The sequence below is a fragment of the Parasedimentitalea psychrophila genome (genome assembly GCF_030285785.1).
In the GTDB taxonomy this organism is placed as follows: Bacteria; Pseudomonadota; Alphaproteobacteria; order Rhodobacterales; family Rhodobacteraceae; genus Parasedimentitalea; species Parasedimentitalea psychrophila.
This window is the reverse complement of the sequence record NZ_CP127247.1, coordinates 3,558,303-3,575,510: the sequence shown is the minus strand read 5'-3', so window position 1 is coordinate 3,575,510 and position 17,208 is coordinate 3,558,303. Positions and strand designations below refer to the sequence as shown.

The 17,208-nt window shown below is 52.1% G+C and carries 13 protein-coding genes and 6 pseudogenes; 8 read left to right on the top strand and 11 right to left on the bottom strand.

The window, feature by feature from the left end; all coding sequences use genetic code 11:
• Positions 1–55: 55 nt before the first annotated feature.
• Both QPJ95_RS17410 and QPJ95_RS17405 read right to left on the bottom strand, forming a co-directional pair.
• Positions 56–1,185 (bottom strand): IS3 family transposase gene (locus QPJ95_RS17410; protein ID WP_390922428.1). Its coding sequence is split into 2 segments (ribosomal slippage): positions 56–942 and positions 942–1,185, totalling 1,131 coding nucleotides; the frame shifts between segments, so codons are not numbered across the junction.
• 30 nt (positions 1,186–1,215) lie between these two features.
• Positions 1,216–2,271: a site-specific integrase gene (locus QPJ95_RS17405; RefSeq protein ID WP_270921283.1), complete on the bottom strand. Its 1,056-nt coding sequence runs from the start codon at positions 2,269–2,271 to the stop codon at positions 1,216–1,218.
• A gap of 310 nt (positions 2,272–2,581) precedes the next feature.
• Here QPJ95_RS17405 and QPJ95_RS17400 point away from each other — a divergent pair, with 310 nt between their 5' ends.
• A complete protein-coding gene (locus QPJ95_RS17400; RefSeq protein WP_286018157.1) occupies positions 2,582–3,760 on the top strand; it encodes a tyrosine-type recombinase/integrase in 1,179 nt (392 codons plus the stop codon).
• Between the two features lie 17 nt (positions 3,761–3,777).
• Positions 3,778–3,962 (top strand): annotated as a pseudogene (locus tag QPJ95_RS17395) (hypothetical protein); the annotation flags it as partial.
• A 102-nt stretch (positions 3,963–4,064) separates the two neighbouring features.
• On the opposite strand, the gene QPJ95_RS24295 reads toward QPJ95_RS17395, so the two are convergent.
• From QPJ95_RS24295 to QPJ95_RS17375, 4 genes and pseudogenes are all read right to left on the bottom strand, one after another.
• Positions 4,065–4,388, bottom strand: a complete 324-nt coding sequence (locus tag QPJ95_RS24295; RefSeq protein WP_390922424.1) for an aminomethyltransferase family protein — start codon at positions 4,386–4,388, stop codon at positions 4,065–4,067.
• On the bottom strand, positions 4,361–4,774 hold the full coding sequence (locus QPJ95_RS17385) for a universal stress protein (protein WP_270921239.1): 414 nt from the start codon (positions 4,772–4,774) through the stop codon (positions 4,361–4,363). Before QPJ95_RS17385 ends, QPJ95_RS24295 begins: the two co-directional genes overlap by 28 nt.
• A gap of 82 nt (positions 4,775–4,856) precedes the next feature.
• Positions 4,857–6,227, bottom strand: a complete 1,371-nt coding sequence (locus QPJ95_RS17380) for an alanine/glycine:cation symporter family protein (RefSeq protein WP_270921240.1) — start codon at positions 6,225–6,227, stop codon at positions 4,857–4,859.
• A 31-nt stretch (positions 6,228–6,258) separates the two neighbouring features.
• A pseudogene (locus QPJ95_RS17375) lies at positions 6,259–6,794 on the bottom strand (lipoyl synthase); the annotation flags it as partial.
• A gap of 1 nt (position 6,795) precedes the next feature.
• Between QPJ95_RS17375 and QPJ95_RS17370 the strand changes: the two are divergent.
• Together QPJ95_RS17370 and QPJ95_RS17365 are read left to right on the top strand one after the other, a co-directional pair.
• Positions 6,796–7,053 (top strand): annotated as a pseudogene (locus tag QPJ95_RS17370) (IS3 family transposase); the annotation flags it as partial.
• Positions 7,038–7,295 (top strand): annotated as a pseudogene (locus QPJ95_RS17365) (IS5/IS1182 family transposase); the annotation flags it as partial. The pseudogenes QPJ95_RS17370 and QPJ95_RS17365, both read left to right, overlap by 16 nt.
• A gap of 321 nt (positions 7,296–7,616) precedes the next feature.
• Here QPJ95_RS17365 and QPJ95_RS17360 read toward each other — a convergent pair.
• The 4 genes and pseudogenes from QPJ95_RS17360 to QPJ95_RS17345 all read right to left on the bottom strand — a co-directional run bounded on the left by QPJ95_RS17360 (position 7,617) and on the right by QPJ95_RS17345 (position 12,288).
• Positions 7,617–8,549: an IS5 family transposase gene (locus QPJ95_RS17360; RefSeq protein ID WP_286018156.1), complete on the bottom strand. Its 933-nt coding sequence runs from the start codon at positions 8,547–8,549 to the stop codon at positions 7,617–7,619.
• 63 nt (positions 8,550–8,612) lie between these two features.
• Positions 8,613–9,115: pseudogene (locus tag QPJ95_RS17355) on the bottom strand (transposase); the annotation flags it as partial.
• Between the two features lie 236 nt (positions 9,116–9,351).
• Complete coding sequence (locus QPJ95_RS17350; RefSeq protein ID WP_270921175.1) at positions 9,352–10,416, bottom strand: calcium-binding protein; 1,065 nt, start codon at positions 10,414–10,416, stop codon at positions 9,352–9,354.
• Positions 10,417–10,572: 156 nt separating this feature from the next.
• On the bottom strand, positions 10,573–12,288 hold the full coding sequence (locus QPJ95_RS17345) for a type I secretion protein (protein ID WP_270921176.1): 1,716 nt from the start codon (positions 12,286–12,288) through the stop codon (positions 10,573–10,575).
• Between the two features lie 713 nt (positions 12,289–13,001).
• Here QPJ95_RS17345 and QPJ95_RS17340 point away from each other — a divergent pair.
• From QPJ95_RS17340 to QPJ95_RS17330, 3 genes are all read left to right on the top strand, one after another.
• The gene (locus QPJ95_RS17340) at positions 13,002–13,454 is read left to right on the top strand and encodes a hypothetical protein (protein WP_270921177.1); all 453 of its coding nucleotides are present in this window, start codon (positions 13,002–13,004) and stop codon (positions 13,452–13,454) included.
• Positions 13,455–13,686: 232 nt separating this feature from the next.
• The gene (locus QPJ95_RS17335) at positions 13,687–13,965 is read left to right on the top strand and encodes a hypothetical protein (RefSeq protein WP_270921178.1); all 279 of its coding nucleotides are present in this window, start codon (positions 13,687–13,689) and stop codon (positions 13,963–13,965) included.
• Between the two features lie 633 nt (positions 13,966–14,598).
• Positions 14,599–14,868, top strand: a complete 270-nt coding sequence (locus QPJ95_RS17330) for a hypothetical protein (RefSeq protein WP_270921179.1) — start codon at positions 14,599–14,601, stop codon at positions 14,866–14,868.
• Between the two features lie 66 nt (positions 14,869–14,934).
• Here QPJ95_RS17330 and QPJ95_RS17325 read toward each other — a convergent pair.
• Positions 14,935–16,062, bottom strand: a pseudogene (locus QPJ95_RS17325) (IS3 family transposase).
• Positions 16,063–16,113: 51 nt separating this feature from the next.
• On the opposite strand from QPJ95_RS17325, the gene QPJ95_RS17320 reads away from it, so the two are divergent.
• The gene (locus QPJ95_RS17320) at positions 16,114–17,136 is read left to right on the top strand and encodes a tyrosine-type recombinase/integrase (protein ID WP_286018155.1); all 1,023 of its coding nucleotides are present in this window, start codon (positions 16,114–16,116) and stop codon (positions 17,134–17,136) included.
• Positions 17,137–17,208 lie beyond the last annotated feature (72 nt).

Here is a 17,208-nt window from a genome sequence, read left to right as displayed (position 1 = left end):
TGGCAGTTTTAAAGGTCTGGACCTGTCCCGCTTTCGTTCCGCCCCTTGTGCTCATTTAGGCGGCGATCTTTTCAAAAGCCAAGGGACTTTTCCAGCCTAATGCCGAGTGTCTCCGGCGGGGATTATAGAACCCATTAATGTACTCGAAGATGGCGATCTCAGCAGCCCTGCGGGTTTGCCAAGAGTGCCGCCAGATCAATTCCGCTTTGATGGTTTTGAAGAAGGTTTCCATTGCGGCGTTATCATAGCAATTACCCTTGCCGCTCATGGATACCTTGAAGCCATACCGGCGCAGGATTTTCTGGTAATCCTGCGAGCAATATTGGCTGCCCCTATCAGAATGATGGATGCATCCTTTGGGCGGCCTGCGCAGGGTTATGGCCATGTTCAGCGCCCGTATGGCCAGATCGCGCTTCATCCGGTTGCTGACAGCCCAACCGACCACGCGCCTGGAGTACAGGTCCAGAACCACGGCCAGATAGAGCCAGCCCTCGCGGGTCCAGATGTGGCTGATATCAACAACCCATTTTTGATTGGGTCGATCTGCTGAGAAGTTCCGGTTCAGCAGGTTTGGCGTGATGTTGAACTTGTGATTGCTGTCCGTTGTGGCCTTGTACTTACGGGTTCTGACAACAGATATGCCGTTCTGGCGCATCAATCGGCCGACACGGCGGTGACCAATATCCAGACCAAGCTCTTTCAGTTCTTCGACCATTCTCGGTCGGCCGTAGCTCTGCAAACTCAGGCGGTGCTGCTCCCGGATGTGGGCCAACAGAACCATATCCCCACGTTGACGCTGGCAGGCAGGGCGTTTGCGCCAGGCTCGGTAGCCACGTGGGGTGACATCCACAATCCGGCAAAGTCGCTCTGTGGGAATGCTATTGCGGTGCTTTTCAACAAATGAAAACCTCATTTGCTTTGGTCCGCAAAGAAGATTGTTGCTTTTTTTAGCAGCTCCCTCTCCTCACGTAGAAGGCGGTTTTCCCGGCGAAGGCGCTCGTTCTCATTGGCCAGTTCCTGATCCTCTTTCGAAACAACGTCCGCGTCACGATAGGTTCCGATCCACTTGCACAGGGTGGACATACCAACCCCAAGATCGGAGGACGCCTGTCGGCGGGTCAGCCCGCTGGTCAGTGCGATCCGCACTGCGTCGCGTTTGAATTCTTCGGATGGTCGTGGTGCCATGGTGTATCTCCTTTGGGGCAGAATATGCTCTCAAAGGGGCGGAACAATACCGTGACAGGTCCACTTGAGGGATCGGGCATCATTGGGTCTCACTATGACGTATGGCGAAGGATCATCGATTTTGATGTCTTCGACTTTAAGGCCAACGACTTCGCCAAGACGCATGCCAGTGTCGATCATCAATGCAATAATCCAACGCATATCATCATCTTGTTGAACACAAGCCGACCAGATGGTCTGGAGTTCCGTATTGGTGAATGGGAGCCGGTCCTTGGAATCCTCTCCAAGATTGGGAATGTGGTTCCCCTCAAAGATCTGGCGATCAGTCAGCTCAAACTCACGACACACAGTCTTGAATACAGGTCTCAAACCATTGAGTCGGCGCTTTACCGTTGCCGTCTTGTTGCCCTTCTCTGTGAGCAAGTAGTGAATGTACTCGTTTGCGTGTTCTCGACTGTAATCTAGGATCTGAAGGTTACCGACAAGACCAATGAAGTCTTCAACAACACGAACTCTATCAGCACCCTTCTTGGTGGTTGGGTCTTCCCCCTTAAGTTCCTGAAATTTCACCAATGCGTCGGACAGGAACAATGGCGCTTTCTTCCCGTTGAACAAATCTTGGGCCATTTGATACTCAGGAGGCACCTCACGAAACCAATTTGGTCGGGCTCGAGTGTCATCGGCCGAGTGCACATCAGCTTCCATCCGCAAGGTCGACATGAAATCCTCTGGCTCAATACAGTAGGTATCATATTCAGCTTTTTGGCCGGGCTTCAAATCGTGAGCATCAAGGATGGCATGAGCGACCTCAACCGTTTCAGGCCCAACTAGATTAACATTGCCACGCACTGAATCCCAGAGACTATCTTGCTGGGTTGCCAACTTATCAGCCATTCTTGCTGCTTCCATTGGATCTTTCGTCTTGAGCGAATGGAAGATCTCACCGCGCTTACCCAATTTGGGGTAGTAGTGGCGAACATCCTCAGGAACACGACGACGGAAGTACCAAACCTCTGAGTTCTTCTTAAGATGAATATACTTAGCCAAAACGACTATGGCTCCAAGTTCAAAGATGACGACTGACACGCTTGTGTCTCCTAATGTGTCACCTATGAGGAACGCACTTCAACCCTATATGCATGATTATACACGCAAAATGCTGGATGAAATGGTGCCCCCACACGGACTCGAACCGCGGACCTACTGATTACAAATCTTACGGACCGCACTTTCCACTGCTTCTACACATTTCTCTTCCGCTCCATATTGCCCATAAATGTAAAGGGATTCTGACACTTCACTTCGATCCCCTTTACATTACTTCTTACAAATTCTCTCGTTTATGCTTACCTAGCGCTTACCCAGTGCTTACCCAATTTTAGCCAGAGAGCAAAAAATGCCAAAGCAACGATTATCAAAATCTGTCGTCGACAAACTCCAACCTCTGACTGCGGAATTGATCTACTGGGACATATCTTTCCCGGGCTTCGGCGTTCGTGTCAAACTCAACGGCACGAAGTCCTACGTCGTCCAATACAGAACGCGATCCACCGGTAGATCGCGCCGAAAGACTATTGGCCAGCACGGCCCCTTAATGTCCTTTGCTCAAGCTAAGGACATTGCGACGGGACTGCTTTCGGATGTGTTGCGCGGCGGAGATCCAGTTACAGAAGCACAGATGGTCCGCGAAGCACCCATCATGCAAGATCTCTGTCAGCAATACTTGGACGTGCACGCGATCCCCAAAAAGCGGCCAAAGAGCGTGGCCAATGACAGATCCATGCTTACGCGCCTAATCTTGCCAAGGTTCACCTCGCAAAAGATCCGCGACGTTCGTCACAAGGATATTCAGACGTTTCACAATTCGCTCAAAGTGACGCCATATCAAGCCAATCGTGCTCTCGCACTTCTGTCAAAGATGTTCGAGTTGTCGATCAAATGGGGAATGCGATCAGATAACCCTGCCAAAGGTATCGAGAGATTTCACGAAGAAAAAAGGCACCGATGGTTGTCTAGCGACGAGTTGACCCGTCTGTGCGTGGCTTTGGACAATCATCCGAACCAGAAAGCTGCGAATGCGATCCGCCTGCAACTGCTAACCGGCGCACGGATCGGGGAAGTTTTGACTTCCAAATGGGAAAATTTCGACCTCGACCGCGGTGTATGGATCAAGCCCTCTCACCATACCAAACAGAAGCGAACAGAGCACTTGCCGCTCTCCAAAGCAGCCGCGGCCCTATTGAGCCGGATCAAGAACGGTGCCGCCGGGTCGGAGTTCGTCTTTCCGGGCAGATCTAAGAACAAGCCGATTGTGGATCTCAAGAAATTCTGGCGATCCGTTCTTTCGAAGGCCGGTATCAGCGACTACCGCATCCACGACAATCGCCACACACACGCATCACAGCTTGTGTCGAGCGGGATGAGTCTCGCAATCGTTGGGCGCCTGCTTGGGCACACAAATCCTATGACGACGCAGCGCTATGCCCATATTGCCGGTGACCCACTAAGGGAGGCGGCGGAAGTGATGGCAGAAAAAATGAGCCTAGGCACCCGGATGCGCGATCGTAGCACCTGACCGGGCTCTAATCCGCTTACCGCCGGGTGTCTGCCTTGTTAAGAGACGCAGGCTGGCCCCTCTCGGCGGTGTAGACACCGCCTGTCGGCAATGGGTGAATAACAAACGTGTTGAGCGTTTGTGGAAACGTGAGGGGCTTAAAGTGCCAATGAAACAATCGAAGAAGGGGCGGCTCTGGCTAAACGATGGATTCTGTGTCCGGTTTTCGCTCGCAGCCAGATGAGGCATCAGCGACCGTCGCGACGCCGCAACCGTTGGTTGGCCCAACGCGCCGCTGGAATGTCAGTCTTCTCTTGCTGATCCCCTACCAGCCCTGCGCCAGGTCGCGCTGGATGCGGGCGGCGCCGGGGAAGCCGCCCTCCTCGCGGCGGCGTTTCTGCATCGCGATCAGCGCCCGACTAAAAATCTCGGTGACCTCGATGCCGTCCAGATGGCTGGCCATATGCGGGATGTCCTGATCGCGCATCGAGGCGTTGACCACCACAAACAGGTGATCGCCAGCATTGGCGACGATCAGGTCATCCATGATGCCGCCATCGTCATTGGTGAAGAAGGTATAGCGCGCCCTGCCTTCTTTCAGAGGGTTATGGCGGCAGGGGATCAGTCGCGGATAACCATGACGGTGCAATGGGCATTGCGCACCACACGGGCCAGGTTAGGGCCGATTTCGTAATTGGGGAAGTCACCCTTGGCGGAGGCGATGACGATCATGTCAAAACCATCTTTGTGGGCGAGTTTGAGGATTTCACGGTAGACGCTGCCTTCTTTGATATGCACCGGAACATCTGATGCATTGCCTTGATCGAGGATCGCCTGCACCGCCTTGCGCACGAATTCTTTGGCGCCAGCCCCATAGTTAGCAGGCAGATTTGGCAATTGGATGATTTCGGGGATGACCTCGACAGTGTGCAGTTCGGCGCCGTAGAATTTGGCCTGTTCCAGTGCAATCGGCAGTGCTTTTTTCCACGAAGTGTCATCGGTGTGATCAATCGTCAGCAGGATTTTGGTGGCCATCTGTCATCTCCTTAAGAGGTTATCTTAAATTGGGGATCCGAGGGGCCAGCTGGCCAGCCCTTCGGAGTTTTGTAGGGGTCGCTTATTTGGTCTGCGTCCCGGGGCCTTCGGTAGCGCCACCGGAGGCGAAGAATTCGCGGGTGAGCTTGAAGACGACCGGGCTTAGCAGGGCCAGCGCGATCAGGTTCGGAATGGCCATCATGGCGTTCAGCGTATCGGCCAGCAGCCAGATAAAGCCGAGGTCAGCAGTCGCACCAAAGTAGATCATCACAATCCACATCACACGGTAGGGCATCAGCGCCTTTGGGCCAAAGAAGAAACCGACACATTTTTCGCCATAGAAGGACCAGCCAAGGATGGTGGTGAAGGCAAAGATCGACAGGGCTACCGCGATCAGGGCGCCACCGATGCCGGGCAGCGAGGTTTCAAAAGCCAGCGAGGTGAGCGCCGCTCCGGATTCACCCGAGGTCCAGGCACCGGACGCGATGATTGCGAGACCGGTGATTGTGCAAACAATGATGGTGTCAATGAAGGTACCCAGCATCGCAACCAAACCCTGGTTTACTGGACCAGCAGTGGAGGCAGCAGCATGGGCGATTGGCGCCGAGCCAAGACCAGCTTCGTTGGAGAACACGCCACGGGCAACACCAAAGCGGATCGCCATCCAGACCGCCGCACCAGCAAAGCCACCTTCGGCAGCCGAAGGCGTGAAGGCATGGGTGAAGACCAGGTTCAGCGCATTGCCGATACCATCAATGTTGATCAATAGAACCAACAAGCCGGCAATGATGTAGCTGACGGCCATGAAGGGCACCAGTTTACCGGCAACCGCACCAATGCGGGTGATACCGCCAAGGATAACGGCAGCGGTCAGTACCATCAGAATAACGCCGGTGACCGAGGTATTGACGCCGAAGTTCGATTCCAGAACCGAGGCAACACCATTGGCCTGCACACCGTTGCCGATGCCAAAGGCTGCAATGGCACCAAACAGTGCAAATGCACCGCCAAGCCAGGCCCATTTGGCGCCAAGACCGTTTTTGATGTAATACATCGGGCCGCCAACAAAGTTGCCCAGCTCGTCCTGTTCACGGTATTTCACCGCCAGCACCGCTTCGGCATATTTGGTGGCCATGCCAACAAGTGCAGTCATCCACATCCAGAACAGCGCACCCGGACCGCCCAGATAGACGGCGGTGGCGACACCGGCGATATTGCCGGTACCGATGGTGGCCGAAAGCGAGGTCATCAGGGCGTTGAAGGGGCTGATTTGCCCTTCCCCCTGTGTTTCGCGGCCTTTGAACAGCAGCCTAAAGCCGGTGCCCAGTTTCAGGATCGGCATGAATTTCAGACCGGCCATCAGGAAAAAGCCGACGCCCAGAATGAGAACCAACATTAGTGGTCCCCAGACTATGCCGTTGATGGCTCCGACTATTGAAGTTAACGCTTCCATGGTATTCCTCCCTTTGCGTTGTACTATTTGCTCACACTGCCAACATGTGTTGGCGTGCTTTTTTGAGAGCGGCGAAATCTTCGTCAGCGTGGAACGAGGATCGGTCAGCGGTGTGGCTGACACGCCCAAGAACCCTTTGGCGCGGGCAATCTGCTCCAGCTGGGCGAATTCTTCCGGTGACCAGAACCGGTCAATCGGGTGGTGTTTAGCGGTGGGCTGTAAATATTGGCCCACGGTCAGGAAATCGACATTTGCGGCCCGTAGATCGTCCATCACCTGACGGATTTCGTCAAGTGTTTCGCCAAGTCCAACCATCAGGCCGGATTTGGTGAATATCTGCGGCTGCGCCCGTTTGGCGTCATCCAGCAGTCTCAGCGAACTGTAATACCGCGCCCCGGGGCGCACCCGCGGATAGAGCCGCGGTACGGTTTCAAGGTTGTGATTGAACACGTCAGGCGCCGCCTCAAACACCAGCTGGCCCGCCTCTCCCTTGCCGAGAAAGTCGGGGGTCAGCACTTCGATTGTGGTGTTTGGGGTTTGGTGACGCACAGCGCGGATGGTCGTCGCAGACATGATCGAACTGACGCGTCAGTGCGGTCGATATGGCTATCGCCGGGTGGCTGCTTTGCTGAGGGACGCGGGCTGGCAGGTGAATGACAAACGTGTCGAGCGTTTGTGGAAACGTGAGGGGCTGAAAGTGCCCATGAAGCAACCCAAAAAGGGGCGACTGTGGCTGAACGACGGATCATGTGTCCGGCTGCGTCCCGAATATCGCAATCATGTCTGGTCGTACGACTTCGTCCATCACCGAAAGAGGACGGCCCGACCGCCAAAGCACGCAATGAAATCCTCCGCGCGTCAAGGCACTTCGGACGAGCATTTTGGAAACGATGGAGCGGCTATCACACCCGAAGTCGCGTCGAAGCCAAGATGCGATGCCTCAAAGCATTCGGCGAACGTATCATGGCGCGAGACCCCGACCGACAAACCGCCGAAATCCACATCCGCATCGCACTGATGAACCGCTTCTCGGCCCTCGGCACGGCCGAGATCGTTCGCGTGGATTGAACTCAATGGGGAAAGGGGAAATCACGCCTCAGGCGTCAGTTCTGCAACAACGCCCTTCACAACAGACAATGCCCAAACAAGGCTAAAACAACTCTACCCGGCGTTTTAGGTGATACAGCGCACTAGTAACAATTTGCGGTGATAGTCGTATCGGTTACAAATGGGACGAACCGGCTGCTTCGGCCAAAAAGTCTGGCGACCTGATGTCCACAACAAAAGCAAAAGTAAAATATGGTCCGCATCGAATACAACACCGACACTCTGGACGGCTCTGTTGCACAACTCAGCCTGAGGTCGGACTTCCCCTTACGCCAGGCGGACTTATCCTACGGCCTCTGTCTGGGGTATGCCAAGAGCTGTGAAGCCATTGAGGATCGCGGCGCGGATTTGGATCTCAGCAACCTGGCGCTCGAAGTCTCTTGCGGAGAGGCGCTGACCTAAAAGTTTCATACAATGCATCTTCGTTTCGACGCGGCTACGGCGGTGGTATCCGGCCAGTTGCCTCCACAACGCGCGACCCAAATACTTTGAGCACCGGACCGCTTCGTTTCGTGCTTGTGCCCCAGGCGTGTCGGACTTCCATAACTTGGCATTCTTGCGCGGTGGGATCACAGCATGGGCATTGCGAGCAGCAATTGCGTCGTGGCATTTGCGCGTATCATATGCCCCGTCTGCTGTGACGCTGCCGATCTCCTGACCTGGCGGGATCTGATCGAGGAGTTCGGGTAGAATGGGTGCGTCACCGACGCCGTTGCTGGTCACTTCGATTGCACGTATTTCCATGGTATTGTCGTCAATCCCAATGTGGATCTTGCGCCAGATACGGCGCTTCGTGCCACCATGTTTGCGCGCATTCCACTCACCTTCTCCCTCGGCTTTGATGCCGGTGCTGTCCACAAGAAGGTGCAGCGGCCCTGCTGAACCCCGGTAAGGAATGGTAACTGACAGGGCTTTTTGCCGCCTGCTAAGCGTACTGAAATCCGGCACCTCCCAGTCGAGATCAATCAGCTTCAGCAAGCTTTCAACAAACCCAGTTGCCTGCCTCAAGGGCAGCCCGAACAGCACTTTCAGCGTTAAACAAGCTTGGATCGCAGCGTCGCTATAGGCTTGCTGCCGCCCCGGCTTGCCTGAAGGCTTGGCCTCCCAATCCATTCCAGCGTCAAACCAGATCGATAGCGAACCGCGTCGCTTCAAGGAAAGGTTATAGTGCGACCAGTTCTTGGTCTTGTATCTCGTCGGTGCCCAGCTGCTCATGGCAACCAGCTACCATGCTGGATTCACAACATGAATCCCTAAACTGAGTTGTGCAACAAAGCCGTTCCACGAATGACCTTGCACGTTACGTAGATGCAGGAAACATAGCCCAAACCCCCAAGTCTTCCGTGCGGCCGTCAGCCCAACCAGCAGATCGGCAATCTCTTCGTTCTCATCGCTCAAGAGCGGGCTGTAACGATAGCACGTCTCACTGACATCAAACGTGCGGCAGGCCAGCGCAATGCTGATACCGTGGCGCGCCACCGCTTTCTCGGCCAGACCCCGTCGTAAGGCTGGCCGGATCACTTTTTTCCCAGGGCTTCCTTCAGTAATTCTGCTTGCATGCTCATCTCGGCATACATCTTTTTCAGCCGCCGGTTCTCGTCTTCAAGCGCCTTCATTTGGCTGATCATCGACGCGTCCATACCACCGTATTTTGATCGCCATTTGTAGAACGACGCGTTGCTCATCCCGTGCTCGCGGCACAGCTCCGTTACAGGCACACCGCCTTCGGCTTGGCGTAGGATCGCAAGAATTTGGGGTTCGCTATATCTCGTCATCTTCATCAAAATCTCCTCATGCATTCTGCCGAGAAAATTCTACTTCCACATCCCCTTAGTTTCGGGGGGGATTACCGATGCACGGCATGTCGGGCCAGGGCGGACAGAAGATCGGGAACATTGTGAGAGAAAGGTGTGTAACAGCCCACTGCGGTCATTGGCGCCAAACACGTCTAACGGCAGCTCCCAGCCCCTCTACGACATTGATTCTCAAAATTGGTTCTCAAGACTAGTTTTATGCTCTACGATTCAACAGTCGGGTAGTGCATGAAAACAACATCAGCTCCATCGTAAGCACTATCCCCACGCAAGATAAAGGTTAGGTTTTCTAGGTTGCTCTGGTTGGAAAACGCAATATTGAGATCGCTGGTGTTTGGAAGGGAAAGAACATTCTCTCCATCGTACTGGATTTGAAGCGAAGTACCGTCGTGAATCAGTTCGAACAGTTCATTTTGAATGGGCGCCACAGCCCCCTCCACACTTGGTTCCTCCGGAAGAAACGAGATTATGCTGTCACTTCCGACTTCAAAATCCTGAACTGAATTGTGATACCCGAAGAGGAAAATTTCATCAGAGCCGGTTCCAGAGTTAACAATGTCCCCGCTCGACGCAACGATAACATCATCTCCTGCTCCACCTGAAATCGTGTCTATACTAGTATCAGAATAGTCCTCAAATCGACTAGTTGCCGAGGGGGTGACCCAGTCACCGTTGTAGGCAAAAATTGTATCGTTACCTTCACCTCCATCAAGATACGCCGCTCCACTATCAGAAACCAGGAGATCATCCCCCCCTCCAGCCCGAATCAAATTCCCATCATTCAGGGCTACAAATATCCCATCACCGTCTCCGCCTTCTACAACAGAACCTCCGCCAGAGATCACGGCAAACTGATCGCCCTCTGGGTGGTCATCGCCACCAATCACTGTATCGCCCTCACCCGAATAAACAATGGCGTGCGTCCATGCGGAGACATCAACATTTTCGGCAAGTTCAGTATCGGCAACGTAAACCGCCTGAGCCGTGTTAATAGAATTACCCATGAGTTCCTCTGGAGAAAGAGACTGGAAGTTTTCAGTGTCCCAATGAGCTTCATCAAGATCTGAAAAGACGATGCCAGGAAAGGCCGGTGCAGATCCACCATCAGTAGGGCCTTCCTGATCTCCCTCGTCGTCGCCCCCAAATATTCCAGTCACTAAATCTGGTCCATTGTTGTCTTCTTCATCTAAGACATCCTCAGGCATTTCATCATCCCCAAAGAGACTACCAATAGCTAGGGAAGCAAGCATTGCTACACCCATCAACATTAGAGCTCCCATAGCATTACCTCCGGCTAAAAATTGAAGTGATATTCTTTCGGAACGCTGCGAGCGCTAATCCCAAGATTTTAGGCGTCCATACCAACATGAGAACGCTTGATAAGTTCGGAATTGGGCCTGCCTGTGCAATAAAATCAGCCATACTCAACCCATCCCGAGCAGGGCTAGCAATGGTAAAAAGGCCAACAGTATCCCAGATATTCCTGAACTATCATCACCGCCGTCATCAGAATCGACTTCGGGGTTTTCTGGATCTTCGATTGGTGGATCCGTTTCTGGAATTACTGGTTCGTCATCTGGATCCGGGTCGTTACCTTCAACGTTGGACCAGTAGTTTTCCATGTCCTCGGTCCAAGTCGGGGAAGTTATTACCACTTGCATAATTTCATACGCATCAAGATCGACTTGCACCATTCCGTCAACAAAGATTTCCTGCTGTACTTCTTTCGCCGAGGGCTCTTCGACGAGGGCGCCTGACGTAACGCCTCCAGGTGCGTCGCCTGGCTGAACACCTAGGTATGTCACGTAGGCGGAATCATCCTCGTTCAGCAAGTTACGCAGGTCGATAGTAGTGCTGGTCACTTCGTCTGATGTGGAAGCCAAATACATGACAAACTTTTCAGGGTTGGCGAAGGTATGCACATCAATATCAGAGACTGTTATTTCTGTCTCTCTTCCTTCCGACCCGATGAGATCAAGCGGCCTAGTTCCAGTAAGCTCCTCTTCCATTAGGCGGAACATTTCTCCTGGAGGCGAAAGCTCATCATACTCAAATCCTCGGCTTAAAGCGTTGCTCGTATTTTGAGACAGGGGCCAGACGTGAGCCGCGTCTACGCCATGGTCTGAAAATGCTTCGAGGATATTCAGCATCTCATGGGCTTGTTTAAGCCCGTAATCGCCACTGTCTAATGCTCCGACCCCTGACTTTAGATTCCACTCAGTGATATAGGTTTCTAAATCTGGAAATTTTTCAAGCCAGGAGTTATCTATCTCCTTTAGAAAAAAATCACGAGTTCCTGGGACTTCTGGCTCTCGTGAGTAAACATGTGCCGCAACAGCATCTAAACCGCCTATCTCCTCAGGGGTATCGAACTCTCTCATAATCAGTTCATTGTTAATCGCTGTCCAATTTAGAGCGCCCGAACCAAATTTAAAGTCTGCTTCAAGATCTAAGCCGTAATCTTCCGCAAGAGCTTCCAAAATTTCATCAGGATCGGAAATGTAAGAATACTGGTCGTCCAGTTGAGAGTAAGAAAAATTTGTTCCTGATTGAACGACAATGTCAATTGCATTAGAAGGAAAGGTATCATTAGAAACAGAATCTAATGCAGCATCCAATACCTCCACCATCCTGCTGGAGACACGCCCGTATTCGACGGACGACATCTCACCTGATCCCCAATACTCATTACCGATTTCGAAGGCATCAATCTGGACGTTGCCATAGACACCAGATGCGACATCTATAGCGAACTGAGAAAGAACCTGCTCATCAAACTCCACGAAACGATTGTCATTCATGTCCGTTTCATCGGAGAAATAAGACCTCGTAGGCAACACAATTGTCACTGAATGAGCCTCTTGTTCCGCAAACGCCATAAATTCAGAAAGCGGGACAATTTCAACATTCGCGCCTGCGTGATCGTCAAAAGCTATGCTTCGATCCGGATCAGAAACATCAAACAATCGTTCAGTAATGGACCCCCCAGGGTATCTGATGTTTTCAGTACCTAAAGCAGCTGAAAGCTCGTCATAAGTACCTTCATCACCTAGCTGATCACGGGTAAACAGAAAGTTCCCCCCAAATAGAGCTTGTGACATCGGGTTTCCGATTTCGGAACTTATTTCTAACGCAACCATTTTCAACCCCCACAGTTTGTAGGAGGGAGTGTTGAAGTGTTATTGATAATAAAACGGAAACAATAAAATTTTACACGCCTCAGTGTTGGCGTGTTTTGGGCGTCATTACCTCGAGGGCGACCCTCAATTTTCGGTTTGAGGGGATACTATTTCCTGATCGAAAACAGTATTGTTTCGCCATTCCCGCATGTCGATAATATGAAAGTGACCCCAGGGCGCTGCATTTGTCGACCTTTCTTGTCAGTAAGTTAGGAGGTTGCTAGCTCTGTAATTCACCAAAAATTGGAGCAGAAAACAAACCTCTCATCTGAGTTGCTAAAGTGAGGCACTTCTCTATTTGCTTTTTAGGCATTTTTAACGCAAATGAATTACATTTAGGCGGATCTGCGAACAATTCACCACCAGCCCAAGCCAATCCAAGTGAGTGGTTGTGAAACCAAGGCCGATCTCTTGGATGCACTTGCTTTCCTCAGATTGGCACAATGAACGGTCGTCGATGAAGTAAATATGTCCGGCCTGTCAGCATCCAAGTGTCCTCGCTTCTAGGTCACAAGGGACTTTTGAGTTCAAAAGGTCATCCACTATTTCTTCGTAAAAACATTGTCAAAATGTGTTCAAAGCGCGAACACCATGTCGGACTTTAACTTTCCGTTAATCATCCTTGTTCACATTATGTTCACCAACGCAACTGATTCAATTTAAAGGTGAACGAGATGCTGGAAACGCTCCAATCTGGCTCAATATCGCAAAATGTCTATGCACTCTCTGAGGTGCGGGGATTATTGAGTATAAACAAGAGGGACCTGAGCGTTCTACTCAGTGACAATATCCATATTGCACGTTACCGAGGTAACGATGAGTCTATGCTTCACTCAGCTCTAGATATTCTGGCAGTCCACCTATATCTCACAGTTGCGACTAGCCAGGAGCGACCGCCCACAAGGCATTTGCTGAGTTTTATGGCAATTTTTGTTTGTGAAGAATTGCTTTCCCAAATTGAAACAAAGCCGCCGCCATCTAGTCCAACAGAAATTGAGGCGAGGCTTATAAATGACAGCACACTCACCTTGATGCACTTGGATCACTATTACAGCGATCTCGCTAAAGAGATTCACAGGTTTTGGACCAAGTTGCGTAACCACAACATGCAGATTGGCAGGGGCTAGGCTTAAAATGTTTAGATGGATGTCAAACCATTTTCCCTCTGGCAGCCTCGAATGGCACTGCCCACCAATAAGAAAATTACTTTGAGGTCATGTCAGCTAAATATGCTGACTGAGCAATAAATATTTCTCTAACCATAATTTTGAGATTTTCAGCCATGTTGGCTGGATTTCTTTTTCTTATGGTCGGAAGGCAATTAAATGGAATGCTCAAATCAAATTAAGGAAAAACCTCATGCCGACTCACATTTTCGCGAACTCAGCTAACAGAGTTGGAATATGTTCTGATCGATCAGCGTTGACATTACCAGAACACATGGGGCCGTGGCATTCCATCACCCTGAAAAGGGCAAGGTTCAAAAAACCAAAAATTCGCGAACCTACCCGAGGGTTTCGTGATGAAGAGGTGATGTCCAAAATTCTGGACAGGCTTGATGAAGACCTATTTAAAGAACTAATAAAGCACCTCGAAGATAGCGGATTTGAAGTAATAAAATACCCGACTGATTGTTGAGGATTTTACTGATACAATTCGCTAATTAAAATTTCGTTCGGTGCGATCCATTGATTTTATACAATATGCAGCCTGATTTTCAAATTCGAACGAAAGGAACTTGAGATGCAGGCGGATAGTGACGAGTGAATGTTTAGTATCAATGCGCATTGGCCGGTCGTGAGGTCAATGACTAACGACCGGTGCCAACCTTCGGTGCAGAAACATTGCAGTTAGAAAATGGGAAAAGGGCTTGTTCCGGCCATCCTCTCGAAGTGATCGCGGACAGGGGCGCTTGGCCCTTATAACTGCATTATTGTTCAGCTTCTAATGGGCGCCCCAGATATGGCCGCCCCCTGGGCGAGCGGAAATATGTCGGAGTTTTTGGGCTGTTGAGAATGCAGCCCGTCTTTCGGTTCTGTGAACCGCCCGCGCCCTATCAGGACACTCGGTAGTCCAGATTTTGCAAACGGCGCTATCCACACATGCCGTTGGAGTTGACCGCAGCGAAGGTCCGGTATCGTCGGTCATCTACTGTCGCCTCTACTGCTCGACGACAAATGTAGCTGCTACGCAACTGCAAGTATAGCATTGATGCGCAGAGCAGCATATCTACTGACATACGAGTATGAATAAGCAGCATTGGAGCAAAAGATGAGCCGCGGATGGATACTATTCTGGGCAATCGTGTGTTTCCCGATTGCTATACTCGGATACATGACCCCTGAAAAATCACCACCACCACCACACGACTATACCAAAGACGGAGACTGGAACGAGGAAGGGTACCGCGACCCTGACACCGGCCAGCTCCTTACAAAAGACCAAGTAAGAAAGGAAAAGAACCGCTGGAATGAGCAGAACCGCTGGGCGCTAGCAATACTCATATCGGTTATTTTAGTCATTGCACTTGCAAACGCATAAACGAAGGCAATGGACTCCATAAGCGCATTGGACCTGTCCCGCTTTCGTTCCGCCCCTTGTGCTCATTTAGGCGGCGATCTTTTCAAAAGCCAAGGGACTTTTCCAGCCTAATGCCGAGTGTCTCCGGCGGGGATTATAGAACCCATTAATGTACTCGAAGATGGCGATCTCAGCAGCCCTGCGGGTTTGCCAAGAGTGCCGCCAGATCAATTCCGCTTTGATGGTTTTGAAGAAGGTTTCCATTGCGGCGTTATCATAGCAATTACCCTTGCCGCTCATGGATACCTTGAAGCCATACCGGCGCAGGATTTTCTGGTAATCCTGCGCCGGTATGGCTGCCCCTATCAGAATGATGGATGCATCCTTTGGGCGGCCTGCGCAGGGCTATGGCCATGTTCAGCGCCCGTATGGCCAGATCGCGCTTCATCCGGTTGCTGACAGCCCAACCGACCACGCGCCTGGAGTACAGGTCCAGAACCACGGCCAGATAGAGCCAGCCCTCGCGGGTCCAGATGTAGCTGATATCAACAACCCATTTTTGATTGGGTCGATCTGCTGAGAAGTTCCGGTTCAGCAGGTTTGGCGTGATGTTGAACTTGTGATTGCTGTCCGTTGTGGCCTTGTACTTACGGGTTCTGACAACAGATATGCCGTTCTGGCGCATCAATCGGCCGACACGGCGGTGACCAATATCCAGACCAAGCTCTTTCAGTTCTTCGACCATTCTCGGTCGGCCGTAGCTCTGCAAACTCAGGCGGTGCTGCTCCCGGATGTGGGCCAACAGAACCATATCCCCACGTTGACGCTGGCAGGCAGGGCGTTTGCGCCAGGCTCGGTAGCCACGTGGGGTGACATCCACAATCCGGCAAAGTCGCTCTGTGGGAATGCTATTGCGGTGCTTTTCAACAAATGAAAACCTCATTTGCTTTGGTCCGCAAAGAAGATTGTTGCTTTTTTTAGCAGCTCCCTCTCCTCACGTAGAAGGCGGTTTTCCCGGCGAAGGCGCTCGTTCTCATTGGCCAGTTCCTGATCCTCTTTCGAAACAACGTCCGCGTCACGATAGGTTCTGATCCACTTGCACAGGGTGGACATACCAACCCCAAGATCGGAGGACACCTGTCGGCGGGTCAGCCCGCTGGTCAGTGCGATCCGCACTGCGTCGCGTTTGAATTCTTCGGATGGTCGTGGTGCCATGGTGTATCTCCTTTGGGGCAGAATATGCTCTCAAAGGGGCGGAACAATACCGTGACAGGTCCAGTCTTGACCGCAGAAGAGGCCCGAACTCAGGCTAAGAAGCTGTTGGGGGACGTCGCCAAAGGGGAAGACCCCTCCGGCACGCGACAGGCCCACAGGCAGGCCCCAACGGTTGCCGCGCTATGTGGCAGGTTCCTCAGCGAATATGCAGAGCGGCATTGTAAACCTTCGACCGTGCGTGACTATGCCAGCAGTTCTCGTCGTTTCGTAATTCCTGCCTTGGGGCCAATGCTGATCAACGACGTCAGTCGCGCAGACGTGGCTGCACTGCACCTCAAAATCAGTGAAAAGACCCCCTATCAGGCAAACCGCGTTTTGGGGCTGATTTCCAAGATGTTTAACACCGCCGAAGATTGGGGCCTGCGCACAGAAGGCACCAACCCTGCCCGCCGGATTAAGAAAAACCGCGAAGAGGAAAAGAAGCGCTATCTTCGTGACGAAGAACAATCACGCCTTGGGCAAGTCCTGATGCGTTCGCTCGAAGATGAGACTGAAACAGTACATATCGTGTCTGCAATCATGCTTTTGATGTTGACCGGCTGTCGCATGAGCGAAATCACCACCCTTAAATGGGACTACGTGACGTATAGCCACTTGGAATTGCCCGACAGCAAGACGGGACGGCGGCACATCCCCCTGCCCCGCGAGGCCCATGACATTCTGATGGGTCTGCCACGCTTGCAGGGAAACCCCTATGTCATCTTGGGGAACACTGAGGACGGTCACCGAACCGACCTCGAAAAACCGTGGCGGCGCATTCGCAAGCGCGCAGGTCTCGAAGATGTTCGGTTGCATGACCTGAGACATACCTATGCATCCGTTGCGGTTACAAACGGTATTGATCCGTTCATGCTCAAGGAAATCATGGGCCACAAGAACCTGAGCACGACGTTGCGATACGCGCATTTGGCGGATGATGCCGTGCAAAGGGCCGCTGGCTCCGTTGCCAGCCGATTGGCGGGGGCATTGCAGGCTCAGACAACGGCAAGGCACAAGTTGAGGGTTGTTTCTTAAGGGCTGAACGGTTGCGCCAGCCCGTAGCAGAACCGTTCGATCCAACCGTTCAACCGTCTAATAGGGCCACTC